An 18,054-nucleotide genomic window follows, 5' to 3' on the forward strand; every position below is an offset into this window, starting at 1 on the left:
TCACGCGGGCGAAGGGCTCCAGCCAGGTCTCGAGCAGTTCGAAGGTCTCCCGCTCCCCCAGCACGTCCGGTGCGTCGCACCAGACGGACATCGAGGCCCCAGGACGGGGTCCGGCGTTCCCGCGGGGACGGGCGGGACGTCGAGGTGATGGTCCTGGGCGGCCAGGCCCATGAAGCGGCGCGGGGCGAAGGTGTCCTCGAGCAGGCCGAACCGGCGGCGGCCGTGGGGCTCGGGCAGCCCGTCCCCGGAGAGCACGAAGTACAGCAGGTCGCCGTTGGAGTTCACGACGCGGTGGCCGGAGTCGAGGTAGTCGTGGACCGAGGGGGTCCACTCCCGCCACCGGACCCACACGTCGATCACGATGTCCGAGGAGATCGGCACCACGGGCTGCTCGGAGGCCGGGACGACGTGGTCGTTCCACAGCATCGGGATCCGGCCCAGCTCCGCCGCCCGGGCGGCGAGGGCGTTGACGAACAGCGCATAGGAGTCCAGCGCCGTCGCCGCGGGTACGAGCTCGCGCCGGGCGTGCGCGACGAGGCTCGGGAAGCGTTCGGGGTGCTGCTCGTCCTCACCCTCCCAGGGCGCGGCGAAGAACTCGTCCCCGCCCAGGTGGATCGCCTCCCCCGGGAACAGCTCGGCGGCCGCCTCCAACAGGGCGAGGGCGAACTCCAGCGCCTCGGGGCGGGAGACGTCCAGCCGGTCCTCATGCACCACGCCGTGCCGGTCTCTCAGCCGCAGATGCTCACGACCCACCAGCAGTGCGGCCGCATGGGAGGGGAGGTCGATCTCCGGGATCAGCGCGATCCCGGCAGCGTCGGCCGCCTCGACGATCCGGGCCACGTCGGAGCGGTCCCACGCGTCCTCGGCGGCGAGCTCCTCGAATCCCGGCAGCTGCACCCCGACGCGGTACGTCTCGGTGAGATGCAGATGCAGCGCTGTGAAGCCCAGCTCGCCCAGGCGGGCGATCAGGCCCACCACCCCGGACGCGCTGAAGGCCTTCCGCCCCGCGTCGAGGCTGAGCCCGACGTACCGTCCCGTGGTCAGGCCGCTCGGGGTGGGGACCGAGACGCTCATGCGCGCAGCACGCCCCCGACGGCCGCATCGACCGCCGCGATGCAGCGCTGACGCGCCGCGCCGATCTGCTCCGCGGTCAATGTGCCCTCGACCGAGCGCAGCCGCACCGAGAAGGCCAGCGACTTCCTGCCCTCGCCGATCTGTTCGCCGGTGAAGACGTCGAAGAGGTGGACCTTCTCGGCGAGGTCGCCGATGCCCACCACGATCGCGGCCTCGACGGCCGCAGCGGGGACGTCCTGATCGACGACGAAGGCGAAGTCCTCCTTGGCCACCGGGTAGGTCGGCACCGGGGTCGCAGCGACGACTGCCGGGGCCGAGGCGATCAGGGCCTCGAGGTCGAGTTCGAGGGCGCTGGTGCGCTGGGGCAGTCCGAACTCCTTGACCACGGCAGGGTGCAGCTCACCGGCGTGGCCGATCACCGTGCTCTCCCCGTCAGCGGCGAGGACCCGCAGCTCGCCGGCGCGGCCGGGGTGGAAGGGTGCCTGCTCGACCTGGCGCACCTCGATCCGGGCGCCGACGGCCGCGGCCGCGCGCTGGGCCAGGTCGAAGGCATCGGTCCATCCCCAGGGGGTGACCTCTCCCTGCCAGGAGTCCGGTCCGGACGCCCCGCCGATCACGGCGGCGAGGGCGCGGGTCTGCAGCGGCAGCGCGGCGAGGACCGCGTCGAGCTCGGCGTCCGTGGGTCGCTGTGCGGCCGCGGGCACCGGGGAGCGGGATCCTTCACCGCGGGACCGCGACGTGGTGCCGAGCTGGAAGATCGCCACCGATTCCTCGCCGCGGCCGAGGTTCCTCCGGGCCACGGGCAGCAGGGTCTGCAGCAGCGAGCTGCGCATCAGCGGTTCGACATCGGCGAGCGGGTTCAGCAGGCGCACGGCGTCGCGGCGTGCGTCCCCGGTCTCGTAGCGCAGGGCGTCGAAGATGCCCTCGCCCACGAACGGGTAAGAGGTGACCTCCACGAGCCCGGCCTCGGCGAGCGCGCGGTTCGCATCGCGGCGGGCGCGCTGAGCACGAGTGAGCCCCCGCCCGCCGGGGGCGGTGGGCAGGATCGACGGGATCGTCGCGTAACCGACCAGCCGGGCGATCTCCTCGACCAGGTCCTCGCGGATGGTGAGGTCCGGGCGCCAGGTCGGCGGGGTCACGGCGAGCGTGCCGTCGGGTCCCTCCTCCACCTCGCAGCCGATCTTCTCGAGGCTGTCGCGCACCTGCTGGTGCGTATAGGCGATGCCGACCACGCGCTCGGCGTCGCCGAGCGGGAGCGTGATCGGGGCGACCGGTGGCGGCACGCGTCCCTCATCGGTGATCGACGAGGCGATCCGGCCGCCGCCGAACTCGACGATCAGCTGGGCGGCGCGGTAGGCGGCCGCCGGCGGCAGCTGCGGGTCCACGCCGCGCTCGAACCGCTTGGAGGCCTCCGAGGGGAGACGATGACGACGGGAGGAGCGGGCGACCGTGATCGGGTCGAAGGTCGCCGCCTCGAGCACGATGTTCGAGGTCTCGGCGGAGACCTCGGTGGACTCCCCACCCATCACGCCCGCGATGCCGAGGATGCGGGCGCCCTCGCCTCCGTCGCTGTCGGTGATCAGCAGGTCCTCGGGATCCAGCGTGCGGGTGACGTCATCGAGGGTCGTGAGCTTCTCGCCGGGCCCGGCGCGGCGCACCACGATCGGGGCCACCACCTTGTCCGCGTCGTAGGCGTGCAGCGGTTGGCCGAGGTCGAGCATGACGTAGTTGGTGACGTCCACGATCAGGGAGATGGGGCGCATGCCGGCCAGGGTGAGGCGGCGGGCCATCCAGCGCGGGGTCTGCGCTGCGGGGTCCACGCCGCGGACCTCGAGAGCCACGAAGCGGGAGCAGCCTTCGGTCTCCTGGAGCGGGGCCTGGTCGCGCAGCTGCACGGCCGTCCCGCCGGCCGAGATCTGCGGGAGCTGTACCGAGGTGGCCGGATCGGCAAAGGAGGCGCCGGTGGCGTGGGAGTACTCGCGGGCCACGCCGCGCATCGAGAAGCAGTACCCGCGGTCCGGGGTCACGTTGATCTCGACGACCTCGTCGGCCAGGCCCAGCAGCGCGACCGCGTCGTCCCCGGGCTCACCGGTCAGGCCCGCGGCGTGGCCGCGGCCCAGCACGATGATCCCGTCCTCGTCGTCGGGATCGGGGCCGAGGCCCAGTTCGTCGCCGGAGCAGATCATGCCGTCGGAGGTGTGGCCGTAGGTCTTCCTCGCAGCGATCGCGAAGTCGCCGGGCAGCACGGTGCCGGGCAGGGACACCACGACCAGATCGCCCTGGACGAAGTTGTGCGCGCCGCAGATGATGCCGCGGCTGGGGCGTTCCTCGCCCGGCTGCGGATCCTTCGGATCATCGGCGTCCTCGTTGTGCTCGGGGCCGACGTCCACGCGCACCCAGTTGATGGTCTTGCCGTTCTTCTGGGGCTCCTTGACGAGCTCCAGCACTCGGCCCACGACGAGCGGTCCGGTCACCTGGGCGCCGAACAGTGCTTCTTCCTCGAGCCCGATGCGGGAGAGGTCGGTGGCGACCTGCAGGGCGGAGGCGCCGGCGGGCAGCTCGGTGTGCTCGGCGAGCCAGGTCAGGGGAATGCGGGGCATCTCAGATCTCCGTACCGTAGTGCTGGGAGAAGCGGACGTCGCCCTCCACCATGTCGCGCATGTCCGCCACGCCGTTGCGGAGCATGAGCAGGCGCTCGATCCCGAGGCCGAAGGCGAAGCCCTGGTACTCCTCGGGGTCCACCCCGGCAGCGCGCAGGACGTTGGGATGGACCATGCCGCAGCCGCCCATCTCGATCCAGCCGGTGCCGCCGCAGACGCGGCAGCTGGGGTCGGCGTCGTGGTCCAGGCCGTCACGGGCCTCGCAGCTGAAACAGCGGAAGTCCATCTCGGCGCTGGGCTCGGTGAAGGGGAAGTGGTTCGGGCGCAGTCGGGTGATCGGCGTGCCGCCGAAGAGATGCGCGGCGAAGGCATCGAGGGTGCCGACCAGGTTCGCCATGGTCAGGTCCTTGTCGATCGCGAGGCCCTCGACCTGGTGGAACATCGGCGAGTGGGTCGCGTCGATCTCGTCGGCCCGGTAGACGGTGCCGGGGCAGGCGACGTACAGCGGGGCGCCGCGCTCGAGCATCGCGCGGATCTGCACCGGCGAGGTCTGCGTGCGCAGCAGCATCCCCGAGCCCTCGGGGGCGACGTACAGGGTGTCCTGCAGAGATCGGGAGGGGTGCTCCGGATCGGCGTTCAGCGCATCGAAGTTCAGCCAGGAGGATTCGATCTCCGGGCCCTCGGCGATCTCCCAGCCGATGCCGACGAAGAAGTCGTTGATCCGGTCGGTCAGCACCGTCAGCGGATGCGAGGCACCGCGGGGGCGCAGGTCGGTGGGGAGGGTGACGTCGACGGTCTCGGCGGCGAGCGCGGCCTCCTCCTCCGCAGCCGCGAGCTCTTCCTGCCGGGCGACGAGCTGCTTCTGCACCCGGCCCTTGCCCTGGCCGACCAGCTTCCCAGCGGCGGCCTTCTGGTCCTTGGGCAGGTCCTTGATGGCGCGGTTCGCGGCCGAGAGCACGCTGTGATCGCCCACGTGCGCGATACGGACCTGCTTGAGGTCGGCGGTGGTGGTGGCCGCGGAGATCGCGGCGAGGGCAGCGTCGACGGCGGCGCCGATGGTCGCCTCGTCGATGACCGGGGCGGCGGGAGTCGAGGGTGACTCGGACACGGGTATCGCTTTCGTCCAGGGGGCAGGAGGGTGCGTGCGCCGGGGCGAGGCACCGCGGACCATTCTAGGAGGCGCGGAGGGTCCTGGGTGCGCCGGCGGTCCGAGCGTCGAGACGGGATCGGTCCCGCAGCCCTCGGCGCGCCGCTCACGGCTAGGCTGGCAGGGAACCCCCGACCTCGAAGGAGGCCACTGTGACCTGGACCGTGAAGGGCGTCGTCGCCCGTACCGAGAAGCAGCCGGCAGAGCTGCTCGACATCGTGATCCCCGATCCCGGACCCCGAGATGTCGTCGTCGACATCGAGGCGACGGGTGTCTGCCACACCGACCTCGCCTACCGTGACGGCGGCATCAATGACGAGTTCCCGTTCCTGCTGGGCCATGAGTCCGCCGGCCGTGTCTCCGCGATCGGTGAGTCCGTCACCCATGTGGAGGTCGGCGACTACGTGGTGCTGAACTGGCGTGCCGTGTGCGGCGAGTGCCGGGCCTGCAAGAAGGGCGTGCAGCAGTACTGCTTCGATACCCACAACGCCTCCCGGCCCATGACCCTCTCTGACGGCACCGAGCTCACCGCAGCACTGGGCATCGGCTCCTTCTCGGAGAAGACCCTGGTCCATGAGGGCCAGTGCACGAAGATCTCCGAGGACGCCCCCGCCGAGGTCGCCGGCCTGCTGGGCTGCGGCGTGATGGCGGGCATCGGTGCGGCGATCAACACCGGGCAGGTCCAGCGCGGCGAGTCCCTCGCTGTGATCGGCCTGGGCGGCGTGGGCTGCGCCGCGATCGCGGGCGCGAAGCTCGCCGGGGCCACCACCATCATCGGGCTGGACGTGGACGAGAAGAAGCTCGCCGCGGCGACCGAGCTGGGCGCCACCCACACCCTGCACACCGAGGGCCTGTCCCCGCAGCAGGTGGCGGAGAAGGTGCAGGAGCTCACCGGCGGCTTCGGCGCGGATGTGGTGGTCGACGCCGTCGGCATCCCGCAGACCTACGAGACCGCGTTCTACGCCCGTGATCTCGCCGGCCGGGTGGTCCTGGTCGGAGTGCCGCGACCGGGCGTGGAGCTGACCCTCCCGCTGCTGGACGTGTTCGGTCGCGGCGGGGCGCTGAAGTCCTCCTGGTACGGCGATTGTCTGCCCGAACGGGACTTCCCGTACCTGATCGATCTGTTCCTGCAGGGCCGACTGCCGCTGGACCGCTTCGTCACCGGACGCACGGACCTTGCCGGCACCGACGGCGCGCTGGACGCGCTGCACGACGGCAACACCCTGCGCACCGTGGTGGAGGTGGCCCGATGACCGCTCGACTCGCACACGCAGTCACCTCCGGCACCTTCAGCCTGGACGGCGAGACCCATCAGGTGGACAACAACGTGTGGGTGCTCGGCGACGACGAGCAGTGCGTCGTCTTCGACGCACCGCACGACGTGGAGACCGTCCTGGACCTGGTCGGCGAGCGGGAGTGCGTGGGCATCCTGCTCACCCACGCCCACGACGACCACGTGCGGATGGCGCCCGAGCTCTCCGAGGCACTCGAGGCCCCGATCCTGCTGAACCCCGTCGATCGGGAGGTCTGGCAGCTCACCCACGGCGACCTGCCCTGGGACGACGACGTCGCCGACGGTGACATGTTCACGATCGCGGGAGTGAACCTCGAGGCGCTGCACACCCCGGGCCACTCCCCCGGCTCCACCTGCTACTACTCCGAGGAGCTGGGTGCCGTGTTCACCGGCGACACCCTGTTCCAGGGCGGACCCGGGGCCACCGGGCGCTCCTTCTCCTCACGGGAGACGATCGAGCAGTCCGTCCGGGAGCGCCTGTTCGCACTGCCGGAGGACACCGTGGTGCACACCGGCCACGGACCGGACACCACCATCGGCACCGAGAAGCGCGCCGCGCAGGGCGACTGGCTCTGAGCCCGCACGGGGCGCCCGCTCCGAGCACCTCACCCGCAGCGGGACGGCGGCGATCATCAGCTGATGATCGCCGCCGTCCCGCTGTGTCGTCGCCCTACTGCTCCTGCGCGGGCCGTTCCGGCCGTTCCTGCCCGGAGAGCTCCACATGGTGCGGCCGGGAGGCCTCCGGCTGCTCGGCGGCCGACAGCTCCGCCTCGTCCTTCTGCGCGGCGGGCTGAACCTCGCCGCTCAGACTGGCGAGGTACGCGTTGTAGGCGGCGAGCTCGGCGCCGCCGTCGCGCTCGGCCTTGCGGTCGTACTGCCGGGCGCGACGGTCGTCGGACTGCATCCACAGCACCGCGACGATGATCGCGTAGCCGACCGTGGGGACCTCGGAGATCGCCCACATGATCGTGCCGCCGCGGGTCTGGATCAGGGCGAGCCGGTCCACGGAGTACATGCCCAGCTCCAGGTACCACCTCTCGGCCACCAACCAGGTCGCCGAGACCAGCGCCACCCCGAAGAAGGCATGGAAGGCGAGGGTCGCCAGCAGCGTGATCAGCTTCAGCACCGGGTTGATGGGCCTGGTGGAGGGATCGATGCCGATCAGCACCCAGGCGAACAGGTATCCGGAGGCCAGGAAGTGCACGGTCATCAGCACATGGCCGAGGTGGTCGTACATCGCCAGCTCGAACAGCGGCGAGAAGTAGAAGATGACCAGCGAGCCGGCGAAGATCACTCCCGCCACCGGCGGGGCGGACACGGTCCGGGCGTACCCGGAGTGCAGCGCCGCCAGCACCCATTCCCGGATCCCGCGCGAGCCGTCCGTGCGCGGGGCATGGCTCTGGACAGCAGCGTGACCGGAGCCCCGAGCACCCACAGCGGTGGGACGATCATCATCATCGCCATGTGCTGGATCATGTGCGCATCGAAGCGGAACTTGCCCCAGGCCGCGGCACCGCCATTGAGCACCCAGGCGAACGCCAGGCAGCCCGCGAGGAAGGCCAGGGTGCGATGCCACTGCCAGTGGTCCCCGCGCCGGGCCAGCCGCATCGCACCGATGAGATAGGCGCCTGCCATCGCCACCGCGAGCACGAGGGAGATCCAGTCCGGCTGGAACGCCGTGAACATCGTCAGCGGGCCGAACTCCTGCTCGGGCGGCAGGAATCCGACTAGGGACATGACTCGCAGATCACCGACCGCGGGAATCTCCTGCGGCACCGGCGGCGCGGAGCGGCCCAGCGCGATCGAGGCCCCGATCACCACCGCCATGACCAGCCCTTCGGTGAAGGCCAGGTGACGGAAGCGCACCCGGTCCCCGAGCCGGCGCCGCTGCAGCGCTCCGAACACGCTCAGGACGAGCAGCCCGAGTGCCTTGACGAGCACCACCCGCCCGTATCCGGTGGTCAGCAGATCCGACCAGGACGAGAGCCGGATGACGGCGCTGACGACTCCGCTGATCGCCAGGGAGACCACCGCTGCCAGCGCCCAGGGGGAGAACCGACGGATCGTGACCGCGAGGGTCTGCTCCGGCATGCGCCGGGCGAGCAGGGCGATGACCAGCAGCCCGCCAGCCCAGACGGAGACGGCGACCAGGTGCAGCGCCATGGCGTTGACGGCGTTGATGTGGTCCAGGCTCGCTCCGGCGTGACCGGCCAGGCCCAGGGCGCCGACCCCGACCCCGGCGAAGGCGAGCCCCCAGCAGGCCAGGACCGTGGACCGCGCGATCGCATAGGCGAGGGCGGAGGCGGCGGCGAAGACGGCCACCCCCATCTGCAGGCGACCCAGGTCGCCGCCCATGGCCAGGTCCCACACGTTGCGGTCGGGATCCGCACCGGTCGACTCCAGGCCGCCCAGTGGGATCAGCGCCAGCGCCGCCACCGTCCACAGCAGGGCTCCCACGGCGCCGAGGCGGACGGTGCGCCGCCGCAGCGGGTCCAGTGTGGTCACCTCACGGCGACCCGGTCCTGGCAGCAGCAGCACCGCGGTGCCGCCGGCGCCGATGGCGAGCAGCAGCCCGAGGTGGTGCAGCGCACGGGTGACGGGCAGCCCCCAGGTCACCAGGGGCGAGGCCGGGACCAGCGTGGCTGGTGCCAGGGCTCCGGTCGCGGCCATGCCCACCAGGGCGGCGGCGACGGTCAGGAGCAGCAGGAGGGGGATCAGCAGCGCCCCCGCGCGCGAAGATCTGGTGGTCATGCCCCTGCCTGTCGCTGCCGGAGCGTCTCGAAGAGGCAGACGGTCGCGGCGGTGTGGACGTTGAGTGATTCGGCGTGCCCGGCCAGAGGGATCCGCACGGCCAGCGGCGCGGCGCCGAGGGTGTCGCGGTCCAACCCGTGCGCCTCGTTGCCGAGGATCCAGGCGATCCGCGTGGGCAGCTCGACGCTGAACAGTTCTGAGTCGGCGTACCCGCTGGTGGCTGCGGCGGTGATCGAGCAGGCGGCGAGCTGTGCGAGCACGTCCTGGATCTCGGCGCCGGTGTGCACGGGAAGATGGAAGAGGCTGCCGGCGGCGGCGCGCACAGCCTTCGGGGAGTAGGGGTCGGCGCAGGTGCGGGTCAGCAGCACCAGGTCGGCGCCGGCGGCGTCCGCGGTGCGGACCAGCGCGCCGACGTTGCCGGGGTCGCGGACCTCATGGAGCACGACGACGGTGGCCGCCTTCGCAGGCGCCAGCGCCGCCAGTGCCGCGACGGCGGAGGCAGGATCCTCGCTGGGCAGCGCGCCGACAGCGACGACTCCCTGCGGGGACACCAGGGCACCCGAGGCCTCCGCGGTCCCGTCCCCTGCCGGCCCGGCCGCCGCGGTCTCGCGGACCAGGGCTCGCAGGATCTGCTCGTCGACGAGCTGCACGGGCACCCCGGCGCGGTTGGCCAGGTCGACCAGCTCAGCATGGGCACCGGCCGCACGCTCGGTGAGGAAGACCTCGCGGGTCAGCTCGGGGCGGTGGGTCAGCAGCGAGCGGACCGACTGGGGCCCTTCGATGCGGAAGCGTCCCTGCTTGCGTCGCGCAGAGCGCCCGGCCAGAGCCGCCACCTTCCGCACCCGTTCGGAACGGGGGGACGTCAGCGGCGACCGGTCCGGGCGCTCAGTCATTGCGCTTCATCGCAGATCGTGCCGCGATGTCAGGCTGCCGGGGCGTTGACGTCCTCGGGGAGGGCGTTCTTGGCGACCTCGACCAGGGCGGCGAATGCCGGGGCATCGTTCACAGCGAGCTCGGCGAGCATGCGACGATCCACCTCGACACCGGCAAGGCCCAGGCCCTGGATGAGGCGGTTGTAGGTCATGCCGTTGGCGCGGGAGGCAGCGTTGATCCGCTGGATCCAGAGCTGGCGGAAGTTGCCCTTGCGCTTCTTGCGGTCGCGGAAGTTGTAGGTCTGCGAGTGCAGCACCTGCTCCTTCGCCTTCCGGTACAGACGCGAGCGCTGGCCGCGGTAGCCGCTGGCCTGCTCGAGGATTTCCCGACGCTTCTTATGGGCGTTGACCGCCCGCTTCACGCGTGCCACGTGATACTCCTTCGATCGTGAATTCAGGGGCGTGGGAGCTGTGCTCCCACGTGGGCGATCAGCGGCCCAGCAGCTTCTTCATGCGCTTGACGTCGGCCTTGGCGACAGTGGTGTCGCTGCCCAGGCGGCGCTTGCGGGTGGAGGACTTGTGCTCCAGCAGGTGGCGAGCATTGGCCTTCTCGCGCATGAGCTTGCCCGAGCCGGTGACGCGGACGCGCTTCTTGGTACCCGAGTGGGTCTTGTTCTTCGGCATCTGCCTGTTCTCCTTGTGACGTTTCTCAGGACTCGGAGCCGGTCTCGGCTCCGGCCTCGGTGGAGGGCTTCTCGCTCTCGGCCCGGGCGGCAGCCTTCTCAGCATCGGTCTTGCGCTTGCGGGCCTCGGCCATGGCCTGGGCCTTCTTCTTGTGCGGCCCGAAGACCATCACCATGTTGCGGCCGTCCTGCCGCGGGTGCGACTCGACGAAACCGTAGTCCGCGACATCCTCGGCCATCCGCTGCAGCAGCTTCACACCACGCTCGGGGCGGGACTGCTCACGCCCACGGAAGCGGATGATGACCTTGCACTTGTCACCGCCGTCGAGGAACTTCTCGACGTTGCGACGCTTGGTCTCGTAGTCGTGGGTGTCGATCTTCAGGCCCATCCGGATTTCCTTCTGGACCGTGTTCGCCTGGTTCTTGCGCGACTCACGGGCCTTCAGGTTGGCTTCGTACTTGTACTTGCCGTAATCCATGAGACGAGCGACCGGCGGGTTCGCGCCGGGCGCGACCTCGACCAGGTCGAGATCTGCTTCCTGGGCGAGACGCAGAGCGTCCTCGACCCGGACCTCACCGACCTGTTCGCCGGCGGGCCCGACCAGGAGGACCTTGGGGACCCTGATCTGACCGTTGATGCGCTGTTCGCTGATGTTGGCTCCTCACCTTGTTTCGAGTCGGAAGACGACGAAAGCCCCCGCATGTCATGCGGAGGCCCCAAGGTGCAGACGCCGAGGCGCAGGCCGGGCATTGCTGCCCGCCCACCGCGCGTTGAGGCGCGGCTGCGATACTGACCCAGCGGCTGTTCGCTGCGAGCCGGAGAGCTCACAGTCGGGTCGTCACGAGGTGGGAAGGGACTCCACTTGAGGAACGGATGACGAGGGTCTCGACCTGTTCCAATCGTCTATCCTAGCAGGCGTGCGCCCACCGTCCAGGTGATGTGCGTCGCGCCCATCAGCTGCGACCGACGAGGAGTTTTGGTGGAGACCGACCGTCATGCCTCCGACGGGCAGGAACGGGACGATGTGCCCGTGCCCCCTGCGCGCGATGGGTCGAGCGCGGCAGACGGCTCCGCGAGGCCTGCACCCGGTCCCCAGCAGCACTCCGACGCCTCGTATGAGTACGGCTACGGCGAGGCTCCGCTCGAGGCCGCTGGTCCTGACCGCGGGCCGGAGCCGGAGCCGGGAGTCGATCCTGGAACCGGAACCCGCCCGGCCACCGCGCCGCGCGCCGTGCTCCGCCCGATCCCGGAGGGGTTCCCGACCCCGCCGCCCCGCCCGGCACGGCCCAATCGTCGGCCCGCCCCGAAACCAGAGCCCGCTGCGGAGCGGGCGAGGCCTCGCCGGCTGCTGATCGCCGGGATCGCCGTGGCTGCGGTGCTCCTGCTGATCATCGTCGTGGGTGGCGCATTCCTCGCTCTGCGATCCCTGTCCCCCTCGGGCCCCGCAGAGGCCGAGGGACCGGGCCCCTCGTCCTCACCGGTGCGGGCCGGGCCCGCGAGCGCCGAGATCGGCGGCGTGGTGGTGACCGAGATGCGCACCGAGATCGGGGTCCGGGCCGTGGGCGGTCCGAGCTCCCGGACCGAGCCCGAGGGCGAGTTCATCATCGTCACCTTCGAGGTGGACAACCCGACCTCCGCCGGCGTCCAGATCGGCACCAACGTCTCCCTCGAGACCGCCGACGAGACGTATCCGGTCGACAGCGCGGCGACTCGCGACCACCCCGCCGACAGCGCCGACTACGGCCTGGTCCCGCCGGGCGGGTCCGAGACCTTCCACGCCGTCTTCGATGTGCCGATCGGCTCCGCACCGACCGGGCTCCACCTCGAGCTCGTCGAGACCGGCGAGAGCGGCACCGTACCGCTGAGCGGCTGAGCCCGCCCCGTACCCGGCGCCCCGCTCCACGAGGCGCTTCAACCCCGCGGTTCCTCTCGAACCGCACCCCGACCGCGAAGGAACCCCCTGTGACAGATCAGCAGCACCCCGACCATCACGACCACACCGACGAGTCCGCCGAGTCCTCGGAGCTGCGGGACATCGCCGAGGTGTCCTCGGTGGAGATCATCACCTCCGCCTGCGTGCACCTGATGAGCGCTGCCGCGGTGAAGGTGGGCCTCGCCGAGGACGAGGAGTCCGGGCAGTACCAGGACCTCGCCGAAGCGCGGAAGCTTATCAATGCGCTGGCGGGCCTGGTGACCGCAGCGGCGCCGGAGATCGGCAATGAGCACGCCCGCTCGCTGCGCGACGGACTGCGTTCGCTCCAGCTGGCCTTCGCCGAGGCGCTGCCCTTCCCGGATGCCCCTGGCGAGGCGCCGGGCGAGAAGTACACCGGCCGCGTCTCCTGACCGGGACCGGCCCGGCGGGGCCGGTGCGACGGCTCCGCCCGGCCGGCCGGCGGTGACGGTGCAGGCGGCCGCAGGCCGCTCGGCTGCGACCCGGACGCGTCAGGAGCCGAGCACGAGCCGCAGCGAGCTGATCCGCTCCGCGACGATCTCCTCCTGACCGAGCCGGGCGGTGACGGCATCGACCACGGCGCTGACCTCCTCGGCAGCGAGCCCGGGGCGCAGCTGCAGGTGCAGGTCCACCTCGGCGCGCTCCCCGGCCCGGGCGGCCAGTCCCTGCACCGCGGCGGAGGCCTCGTCTCCGACGCGGTCCAGCACCCGGGCCAGCTCGGGATCCAGATGCGGCGGGAGCCACTGCCGACCCTGGGCCAGCGCCCACAGCACGGAACGGGGCAGCAGAACCGGCCCGCCGTCCTCGCTCGGTGTGGCGGGGTCCAGCAGCAGGGCGGTGCATCCCTCCTGCACAGCGGCCTGCGCGGCCTGTGGGGCGACGACCGGCACCGGACGGGCATCCCCTCGCCAGGCGCTCAGCGCGGCGACCGAGGTGAACAGCGGCAGCACGGAGGTGCCGTCGGCCCCGGTGATCGAGACCATCGCCATATCGGCGCCGTTATCTCCGGTCAGGCCGTGTGCGGTGGTGCCCGTCTCGGTGGCGACCGCCATGATCGGCACCAGCACCCGTGCGCTGCTCAGAGCGGCCACCAGGTGCTGCCGGTGCGGGTCCTGCCCGGCGCGGTGGGCGGCCAGCGCCTCCGCCAGAGGCTCTGGAGTCGCTCCGTCGTCCCCGGGGAAGGGGCTGACGGTGTAGTCACGGCCCTCCCAGGTCACCCCCGCCGTGTCCGCCAGCGGTGACTTCTCCCGGAAGTGAGCGGGCAGCGTGCGCCGTGCCCGGTCCCCGGCCGCAGACGGGGGCGCCTGGCCGTCGGGCCCGACCGGCGGTGCCTGGCCGTCCGTTGCGGCGGGCGGCGCCTCGTCGGCGGGAGCGGGCACCGCTGCCGGGGCCGGGTCGCGGGCAGCGCGCTTCTTCCACCACGGGGTCATGGGCGCCCCGCGACGTCGAGCGCCTCACCCATCGTGAATGCCTGTGCATACAGCGCCTTGCCGACGATCGCGCCCTCGACCCCGGCCGGGACCAGCTCGCGCAGCGCCCTGAGGTCCGCGAGGGAGGAGATCCCCCCGGAGGCGACGACCTTCGCCTCGGTGCGGGTGCAGACCTCGGCCAGCAGCTCCAGGTTCGGTCCGCGCAGGGTGCCGTCCTTGGTGACGTCGGTGACGACGTAGCGCTGGCAGCCGGCCTCGTCGAGCCGTTCGAGGGTCTCCCAGAGGTCGCCTCCGTCACGGGTCCACCCCCGAGCGGCCAAAGTGGTGCCGCGCACGTCGAGGCCGACGGCGATACGATCGCCGTGCTCGGCGAGGACCTCCGCGGTCCATTCGGGGTTCTCCAGGGCGGCGGTGCCGAGGTTGACCCGTCGGCATCCGGTGGCCAGGGCCGCGGTGAGCGACTCGTCGTCCCGGATCCCGCCGGAGAGCTCGACGGACATGTCGACGGCGGCGACGACCTCGGCCAGCATCGCGGCGTTGCTGCCGCGGCCGAAGGCCGCATCGAGATCGACCAGGTGCAGCCAGCTCGCGCCACCGGTCTGGAAGGTGAGCGCGGCGTCCAGCGGAGCACCGTAAGCGGTCTCGGAGCCGGCTTCGCCCTGGACGAGTCGTACGGCCTGGCCGTTCTGCACGTCGACGGCGGGGAGCAGCTCGAGCACGGGAGCGGTCATGGGGTGCCTCCTGGAAGCGATGGTGCGTGCCGTGGCCCGGCACGGGGTGGGGTCTATGGGTGAGGAGTCGCGGCAGTGTGCGCGCCGCTGGTTTCTCGGCTGCTCAGCCGGCCTGGATGCGCCACAGCGAGATCCCGATGCAGAGCAGCCCGAGCAGCAGGAGGGCGATGCTCGCCCACCAGGGCTTCTTCGAGCGGTAGAAGGACCAGGCTCCGCCGAGCATCATGCCGCCGGCGAACAGCGTCAGGAACGCGAGGAACATCCCTCAGCCCTCCCGGTCGTAGCGGGGCAGGGTGCGCAGCCAGTTGCGCAGCAGCGCCGCGCCGGCGTCCCCGGACTTCTCGGGATGGAACTGGGTCGCGCAGAGCGCGCCGTTCTCGACAGCGGCGATGAAGCGGTCGCCGTCGTGCTCCGCCCAGGTCACCCGGGGTGCTGCGAGTGAGCCGATCTGCTCCATCTCCCAGCGTCGGGCGGCATAGGAGTGCACGAAGTAGAACCGCTCCTCGGCGACCCCGGCGAACAGGGCCGAGCCCGCGGGTGCCTCGACCGTGTTCCAGCCCATGTGCGGGACGATCCCCGCTTCCAGCCGAGTCACCTCGCCGGGCCACTGGCCGAGCCCGGCCGAGCGCTCCCCGTGCTCGTCGCCGGCGTCGAACATGACCTGCAGGCCCACGCAGATCCCGAGGACCGGTCGGCCGCCGGCCAGCCGGCGCTCGACGAGCCGGTCTCCCCGACAGCCTGGATCTGGGCCATCGTCGCTGCGAAGGCGCCGACCCCGGGGACGACGAGCCCGTCGGCCGTGAGCGCCCGTTCGCGCTGCGCGGTGAGGTCGACCTCGGCGCCGGCGGCCTCCAGGGCCCGCACCACGGAGCGCACGTTGCCCGAGCCGTGGTCGAGCACCACCACGCGGGGTGCGCGAACCTGCTTTGACGATGCGGTCTGCGGCGTCGCCGTCACTTGCGCTTCTTCCCGGACGCGATCCATTCCAGGGCCTGGGCGCGGCTGAGCGCGGAGGGGTCCAGCCCGTCGCCCAGCTCGGCGAGGTCGGTCGCGCCCAGCAGCAGCTCCTCGACCACGTCATCGACTGCGCCCAGCACGATCGCGGGTGAGATGTCCTCGGCGCGCTGCCCGTTCTTATACCGGGTCGCGGTCATGCGGTCGCCGCGACGCCAGAACAGCACGATCCCGTTGCGCTGCAGCGCGGCGGACGTGATCGCCGCGAGGTCATGCGCGGCGATCTCGGCCAGGGGACCAGCGGCGATGGCACCGGTGCTGGTGTCGAGGGTGCGGGTGCCGGCGGGGATGTCGAGCCCGTCGGTGCGCGCCTCCCGGCCCAGCCGGATCACACCGGCCAGTGCCTTGGCGGTGACGACGGAGGTCGCGATCACGGCGACGGTGGGTTCGCCGTCCTCCTCCTCGGGCTCGGTCAGCACGTCCTCGACCGTCAGCGGCGGCTCGTCGAGGGAGATGCCCTCCATGAGGCGGGCGAACTCGACGTCGATGTCGTCGGCGGGGCGATCGGTCCCCTCGGAGTCGGGGTTCTCGCCCTGGCGCGGGTCTTCGGGGTCGACGGTGCTCACAGTGCTCCCTTGGTCGAGGGGACGTCGAGGACGCGGTCATCGTAGGCGCAGGCGGCGCGCAGCGCACGGGCCAGGGCCTTGAACTGGGCCTCCACCACGTGGTGGGGGTCCCGCCCCTCGAGCAGACGGATGTGCAGGCAGATCGCGGCATGGTGGGCGATCGACTCGAAGACGTGCCGGGTCAGCGAGCCGGTGAAGTGACCGCCGATCAGGTGCAGGGCCTGGGCCTCGCTCTCCCCGGAGTGGACGCAGTAGGGGCGGCCCGAGAGGTCCACGACGGCCTGGGCGAGGGTCTCGTCCAGCGGCACCAGCGCGTCGCCGAAACGGGCGATGCCCCGCTTGTCCCCGAGCGCCTCGCGCAACGCCTGACCGAGCACGATCGAGGTGTCCTCGACGGTGTGGTGGGCATCGATGTGGGTATCGCCGGTCGCCTTCACGGTGAGGTCGAAGCGGGCGTGGGTGCCCAGTGCCGTGAGCATGTGGTCGAAGAACGGCACCGTGGTGGAGACGTCGACCTGGCCGGTGCCGTCGATGTCGAGGGTCAGCTCGACCGTGGACTCCCGGGTGGCGCGGCTGATGCTCGCGGTGCGGGGGGCGCGCCCGGCCGGGCTCTGCGCGGCCGGGCTCTGCGCGGCGGTGCTCTGGGTGTCGGTCATCGGGGGTCGGCCTCCTCGAGGGCGGTACGGAATGCGGCGTTGTCCTCGGGGGTGCCGAGGGAGACGCGCAGCCAGCCGGCGGGGCCGACGGCTCGGATGAGGACGCTGCGGGCGAGGAGGTCCTCGAACACGGCGTCACGGTCGGTGAAGCTGTGGAACAGGATGAAGTTCGCGTCCGACGGGGCGACCTCGTGGCCGCGGGCCGCCAGATGCTCGGCGAGCGCGTCCCGCTCGCTGCGCAGCAGCGCGACCTTCCCCAGCAGCTCCTCGCGGTGGGCGAGCGCGGTGCGAGCGACCGCCTGGGTGAGCGCGGAGAGATGGTAGGGCAGGCGCACCACGCGGACGGTGTCGACGATTCCCGGGTCGGCGACCAGGTACCCCAGGCGCGCGCCGGCGAGCGCGAAGGCCTTGGACATGGTCCGGGTGACCACCAGGTTCGGGTGCTTCGGCAGGAGGGTGAGCGCGCTGGGGACGCCGTCGCGGCGGAACTCCCCGTAGGCCTCGTCCACCACCAGCAGGCCGCGAGTGGGGGCGAGCGCCGCCGCTGCCGCCTCGACGACCTCGAGCTCCAGCGCGGTACCGGTGGGATTGTTCGGGCTGGTCAGGACCACGATGCTGGGGCGATGAGCGGCGATCGCCGCGGTGACCGCCTCGGCGCTGAGCGCGAAGTCGGGGGCGGGGCCGCGCTCGGCGGTGACCCACTCGGTGTAGGTGTCGCGGGCGTACTCGGGATACATCGAGTAGTGCGGGGTGAAGCCCAGCGCCGTACGGCCGGGGCCGCCGTAGGCCAGCAGCAGCTGGTGCATGACCTCGTTCGAGCCGTTCGCGGCCCAGACCGCCTCGGCGGCGAGCGCGGGGATCCCCGCCTCCGCGGCGAGGTACTCCCCCAGCTCGGCGCGCAGGCCGAGCGCCTCGCGGTCCGGGTAGCGGTTCAGGTCCACAGCGGCTTCCGTCGCGGCACGGCCGATGGCCGCAGCTAGCTCGGGCGAGGGACCGTAGGGGTTCTCGTTGACGTTCAGCGCATGCGCGACCTCCAGCTGGGGGCGCCGTACGGGGCGGCTCCTGCGATGCCGTCGCGCGGGACGGGCAACGCAGAGCTGTCGAGGGTCGGAGCAGGCGTGGTCGGCATGGTCTCCATGGTAGTTGTCAGTCGCAGCCTCGAGCCCCTCGGTCCATGCGCAGCTCGTCGACGCCGGCCTCTTGCCGTTCGTGTGCCGTTCGTGAAGCATTGTGATACATCTTACTGTTCCACGAACGACGCAGCTTCTGGGGCCCGCGGCAGAC

The 18,054-nt window shown here is 71.7% G+C and carries 18 protein-coding genes and 2 pseudogenes; 4 read left to right on the forward strand and 16 right to left on the reverse strand.

What is annotated here, in order from left to right; translation table 11 throughout:
- From CFK39_RS03280 to pheS, 3 genes are read right to left on the reverse strand one after another with little or no spacing between them, the layout of a single operon-like run.
- Complete coding sequence (locus tag CFK39_RS03280; protein WP_157697041.1) at positions 1-1,074, reverse strand: family 20 glycosylhydrolase; 1,074 nt, start codon at positions 1,072-1,074, stop codon at positions 1-3.
- Positions 1,071-3,674: a phenylalanine--tRNA ligase subunit beta gene (pheT, locus tag CFK39_RS03285; RefSeq protein WP_089064254.1), complete on the reverse strand. Its 2,604-nt coding sequence runs from the start codon at positions 3,672-3,674 to the stop codon at positions 1,071-1,073. Before pheT ends, CFK39_RS03280 begins: the two co-directional genes overlap by 4 nt.
- Before the next feature lies 1 nt (position 3,675).
- On the reverse strand, positions 3,676-4,782 hold the full coding sequence (gene pheS, locus CFK39_RS03290) for a phenylalanine--tRNA ligase subunit alpha (protein WP_089064255.1): 1,107 nt from the start codon (positions 4,780-4,782) through the stop codon (positions 3,676-3,678).
- Between the two features lie 191 nt (positions 4,783-4,973).
- On the opposite strand from pheS, the gene CFK39_RS03295 reads away from it, so the two are divergent.
- Positions 4,974-6,074 (forward strand): S-(hydroxymethyl)mycothiol dehydrogenase, encoded by a 1,101-nt coding sequence (locus CFK39_RS03295; RefSeq protein WP_089064256.1) that lies wholly within the window; start codon positions 4,974-4,976, stop codon positions 6,072-6,074.
- Complete coding sequence (locus CFK39_RS03300; protein WP_089064257.1) at positions 6,071-6,691, forward strand: MBL fold metallo-hydrolase; 621 nt, start codon at positions 6,071-6,073, stop codon at positions 6,689-6,691. The genes CFK39_RS03295 and CFK39_RS03300 overlap by 4 nt, the downstream gene beginning before the upstream one ends.
- A gap of 94 nt (positions 6,692-6,785) precedes the next feature.
- Here CFK39_RS03300 and CFK39_RS16650 read toward each other — a convergent pair whose 3' ends face one another.
- Genes CFK39_RS16650 through infC form a run of 6 tightly spaced genes read right to left on the reverse strand, consistent with a single transcriptional unit; the run spans position 6,786 to position 11,074 of the window.
- On the reverse strand, positions 6,786-7,433 hold the full coding sequence (locus CFK39_RS16650; protein WP_245822879.1) for a cytochrome c oxidase assembly protein: 648 nt from the start codon (positions 7,431-7,433) through the stop codon (positions 6,786-6,788).
- Positions 7,406-8,866 carry a bifunctional copper resistance protein CopD/cytochrome c oxidase assembly protein gene (locus tag CFK39_RS03305; protein WP_245822881.1) on the reverse strand — a complete coding sequence of 487 codons (1,461 nt, stop codon included), beginning with the start codon at positions 8,864-8,866 and terminating at the stop codon, positions 7,406-7,408. The genes CFK39_RS16650 and CFK39_RS03305 overlap by 28 nt, the downstream gene beginning before the upstream one ends.
- Positions 8,863-9,759, reverse strand: a complete 897-nt coding sequence (locus tag CFK39_RS03310; RefSeq protein ID WP_089064258.1) for a TrmH family RNA methyltransferase — start codon at positions 9,757-9,759, stop codon at positions 8,863-8,865. Before CFK39_RS03310 ends, CFK39_RS03305 begins: the two co-directional genes overlap by 4 nt.
- A 29-nt stretch (positions 9,760-9,788) precedes the next feature.
- The gene (gene rplT / locus CFK39_RS03315) at positions 9,789-10,169 is read right to left on the reverse strand and encodes a 50S ribosomal protein L20 (RefSeq protein ID WP_089064259.1); all 381 of its coding nucleotides are present in this window, start codon (positions 10,167-10,169) and stop codon (positions 9,789-9,791) included.
- A 58-nt stretch (positions 10,170-10,227) separates the two neighbouring features.
- Positions 10,228-10,422: a 50S ribosomal protein L35 gene (gene rpmI / locus CFK39_RS03320; RefSeq protein ID WP_089064260.1), complete on the reverse strand. Its 195-nt coding sequence runs from the start codon at positions 10,420-10,422 to the stop codon at positions 10,228-10,230.
- A gap of 25 nt (positions 10,423-10,447) precedes the next feature.
- Entirely contained in the window at positions 10,448-11,074 is a 627-nt protein-coding gene (gene infC / locus CFK39_RS03325) for a translation initiation factor IF-3 (RefSeq protein WP_089064261.1), read from the reverse strand.
- A 327-nt stretch (positions 11,075-11,401) separates the two neighbouring features.
- On the opposite strand from infC, the gene CFK39_RS03330 reads away from it, so the two are divergent.
- Positions 11,402-12,295 (forward strand): hypothetical protein, encoded by an 894-nt coding sequence (locus CFK39_RS03330; RefSeq protein ID WP_089064262.1) that lies wholly within the window; start codon positions 11,402-11,404, stop codon positions 12,293-12,295.
- 89 nt (positions 12,296-12,384) lie between these two features.
- Complete coding sequence (locus CFK39_RS03335; RefSeq protein ID WP_089064263.1) at positions 12,385-12,765, forward strand: DUF1844 domain-containing protein; 381 nt, start codon at positions 12,385-12,387, stop codon at positions 12,763-12,765.
- A 99-nt stretch (positions 12,766-12,864) separates the two neighbouring features.
- Here CFK39_RS03335 and CFK39_RS03340 read toward each other — a convergent pair whose 3' ends face one another.
- The 7 genes and pseudogenes from CFK39_RS03340 to CFK39_RS03370 form a co-directional block, all read right to left on the reverse strand.
- Positions 12,865-13,803 (reverse strand): SseB family protein, encoded by a 939-nt coding sequence (locus tag CFK39_RS03340; RefSeq protein ID WP_089064264.1) that lies wholly within the window; start codon positions 13,801-13,803, stop codon positions 12,865-12,867.
- Complete coding sequence (priA, locus tag CFK39_RS03345) at positions 13,800-14,534, reverse strand: bifunctional 1-(5-phosphoribosyl)-5-((5-phosphoribosylamino)methylideneamino)imidazole-4-carboxamide isomerase/phosphoribosylanthranilate isomerase PriA (protein WP_089064265.1); 735 nt, start codon at positions 14,532-14,534, stop codon at positions 13,800-13,802. The genes CFK39_RS03340 and priA overlap by 4 nt, the downstream gene beginning before the upstream one ends.
- A gap of 103 nt (positions 14,535-14,637) precedes the next feature.
- The gene (locus tag CFK39_RS16400) at positions 14,638-14,796 is read right to left on the reverse strand and encodes a hypothetical protein (RefSeq protein WP_089064266.1); all 159 of its coding nucleotides are present in this window, start codon (positions 14,794-14,796) and stop codon (positions 14,638-14,640) included.
- 3 nt (positions 14,797-14,799) lie between these two features.
- A pseudogene (gene hisH, locus CFK39_RS03355) lies at positions 14,800-15,518 on the reverse strand (imidazole glycerol phosphate synthase subunit HisH).
- On the reverse strand, positions 15,488-16,114 hold the full coding sequence (locus CFK39_RS03360; RefSeq protein ID WP_089064267.1) for a hypothetical protein: 627 nt from the start codon (positions 16,112-16,114) through the stop codon (positions 15,488-15,490). Before CFK39_RS03360 ends, hisH begins: the two are co-directional and overlap by 31 nt.
- Positions 16,111-16,770 (reverse strand): imidazoleglycerol-phosphate dehydratase HisB, encoded by a 660-nt coding sequence (gene hisB / locus CFK39_RS03365; protein ID WP_089064268.1) that lies wholly within the window; start codon positions 16,768-16,770, stop codon positions 16,111-16,113. Before hisB ends, CFK39_RS03360 begins: the two co-directional genes overlap by 4 nt.
- A pseudogene (locus tag CFK39_RS03370) lies at positions 16,767-17,908 on the reverse strand (histidinol-phosphate transaminase). Before CFK39_RS03370 ends, hisB begins: the two are co-directional and overlap by 4 nt.
- Positions 17,909-18,054: the final 146 nt, after the last annotated feature.

Origin of the sequence: Brachybacterium avium (assembly GCF_002216795.1) — a bacterium.
Taxonomy (GTDB): domain Bacteria; phylum Actinomycetota; class Actinomycetes; order Actinomycetales; family Dermabacteraceae; genus Brachybacterium; species Brachybacterium avium.

What these genes read in the sequence shown, in the direction of transcription:
- CFK39_RS03280 (WP_157697041.1), bottom strand. Translation starts at nt 1,074, where the DNA reads ATGAGCGTCTCGGTCCCCACCCCGAGCGGCCTGACCACGGGACGGTAC.
- pheT (WP_089064254.1), bottom strand. Translation starts at nt 3,674, where the DNA reads ATGCCCCGCATTCCCCTGACCTGGCTCGCCGAGCACACCGAGCTGCCC.
- CFK39_RS03300 (WP_089064257.1), top strand. Translation starts at nt 6,071, where the DNA reads ATGACCGCTCGACTCGCACACGCAGTCACCTCCGGCACCTTCAGCCTG.
- CFK39_RS03305 (WP_245822881.1), bottom strand. Translation starts at nt 8,866, where the DNA reads ATGACCACCAGATCTTCGCGCGCGGGGGCGCTGCTGATCCCCCTCCTG.
- CFK39_RS03310 (WP_089064258.1), bottom strand. Translation starts at nt 9,759, where the DNA reads ATGACTGAGCGCCCGGACCGGTCGCCGCTGACGTCCCCCCGTTCCGAA.
- rpmI (WP_089064260.1), bottom strand. Translation starts at nt 10,422, where the DNA reads ATGCCGAAGAACAAGACCCACTCGGGTACCAAGAAGCGCGTCCGCGTC.
- CFK39_RS03340 (WP_089064264.1), bottom strand. Translation starts at nt 13,803, where the DNA reads ATGACCCCGTGGTGGAAGAAGCGCGCTGCCCGCGACCCGGCCCCGGCA.
- priA (WP_089064265.1), bottom strand. Translation starts at nt 14,534, where the DNA reads ATGACCGCTCCCGTGCTCGAGCTGCTCCCCGCCGTCGACGTGCAGAAC.
- CFK39_RS16400 (WP_089064266.1), bottom strand. Translation starts at nt 14,796, where the DNA reads ATGTTCCTCGCGTTCCTGACGCTGTTCGCCGGCGGCATGATGCTCGGC.
- hisB (WP_089064268.1), bottom strand. Translation starts at nt 16,770, where the DNA reads ATGACCGACACCCAGAGCACCGCCGCGCAGAGCCCGGCCGCGCAGAGC.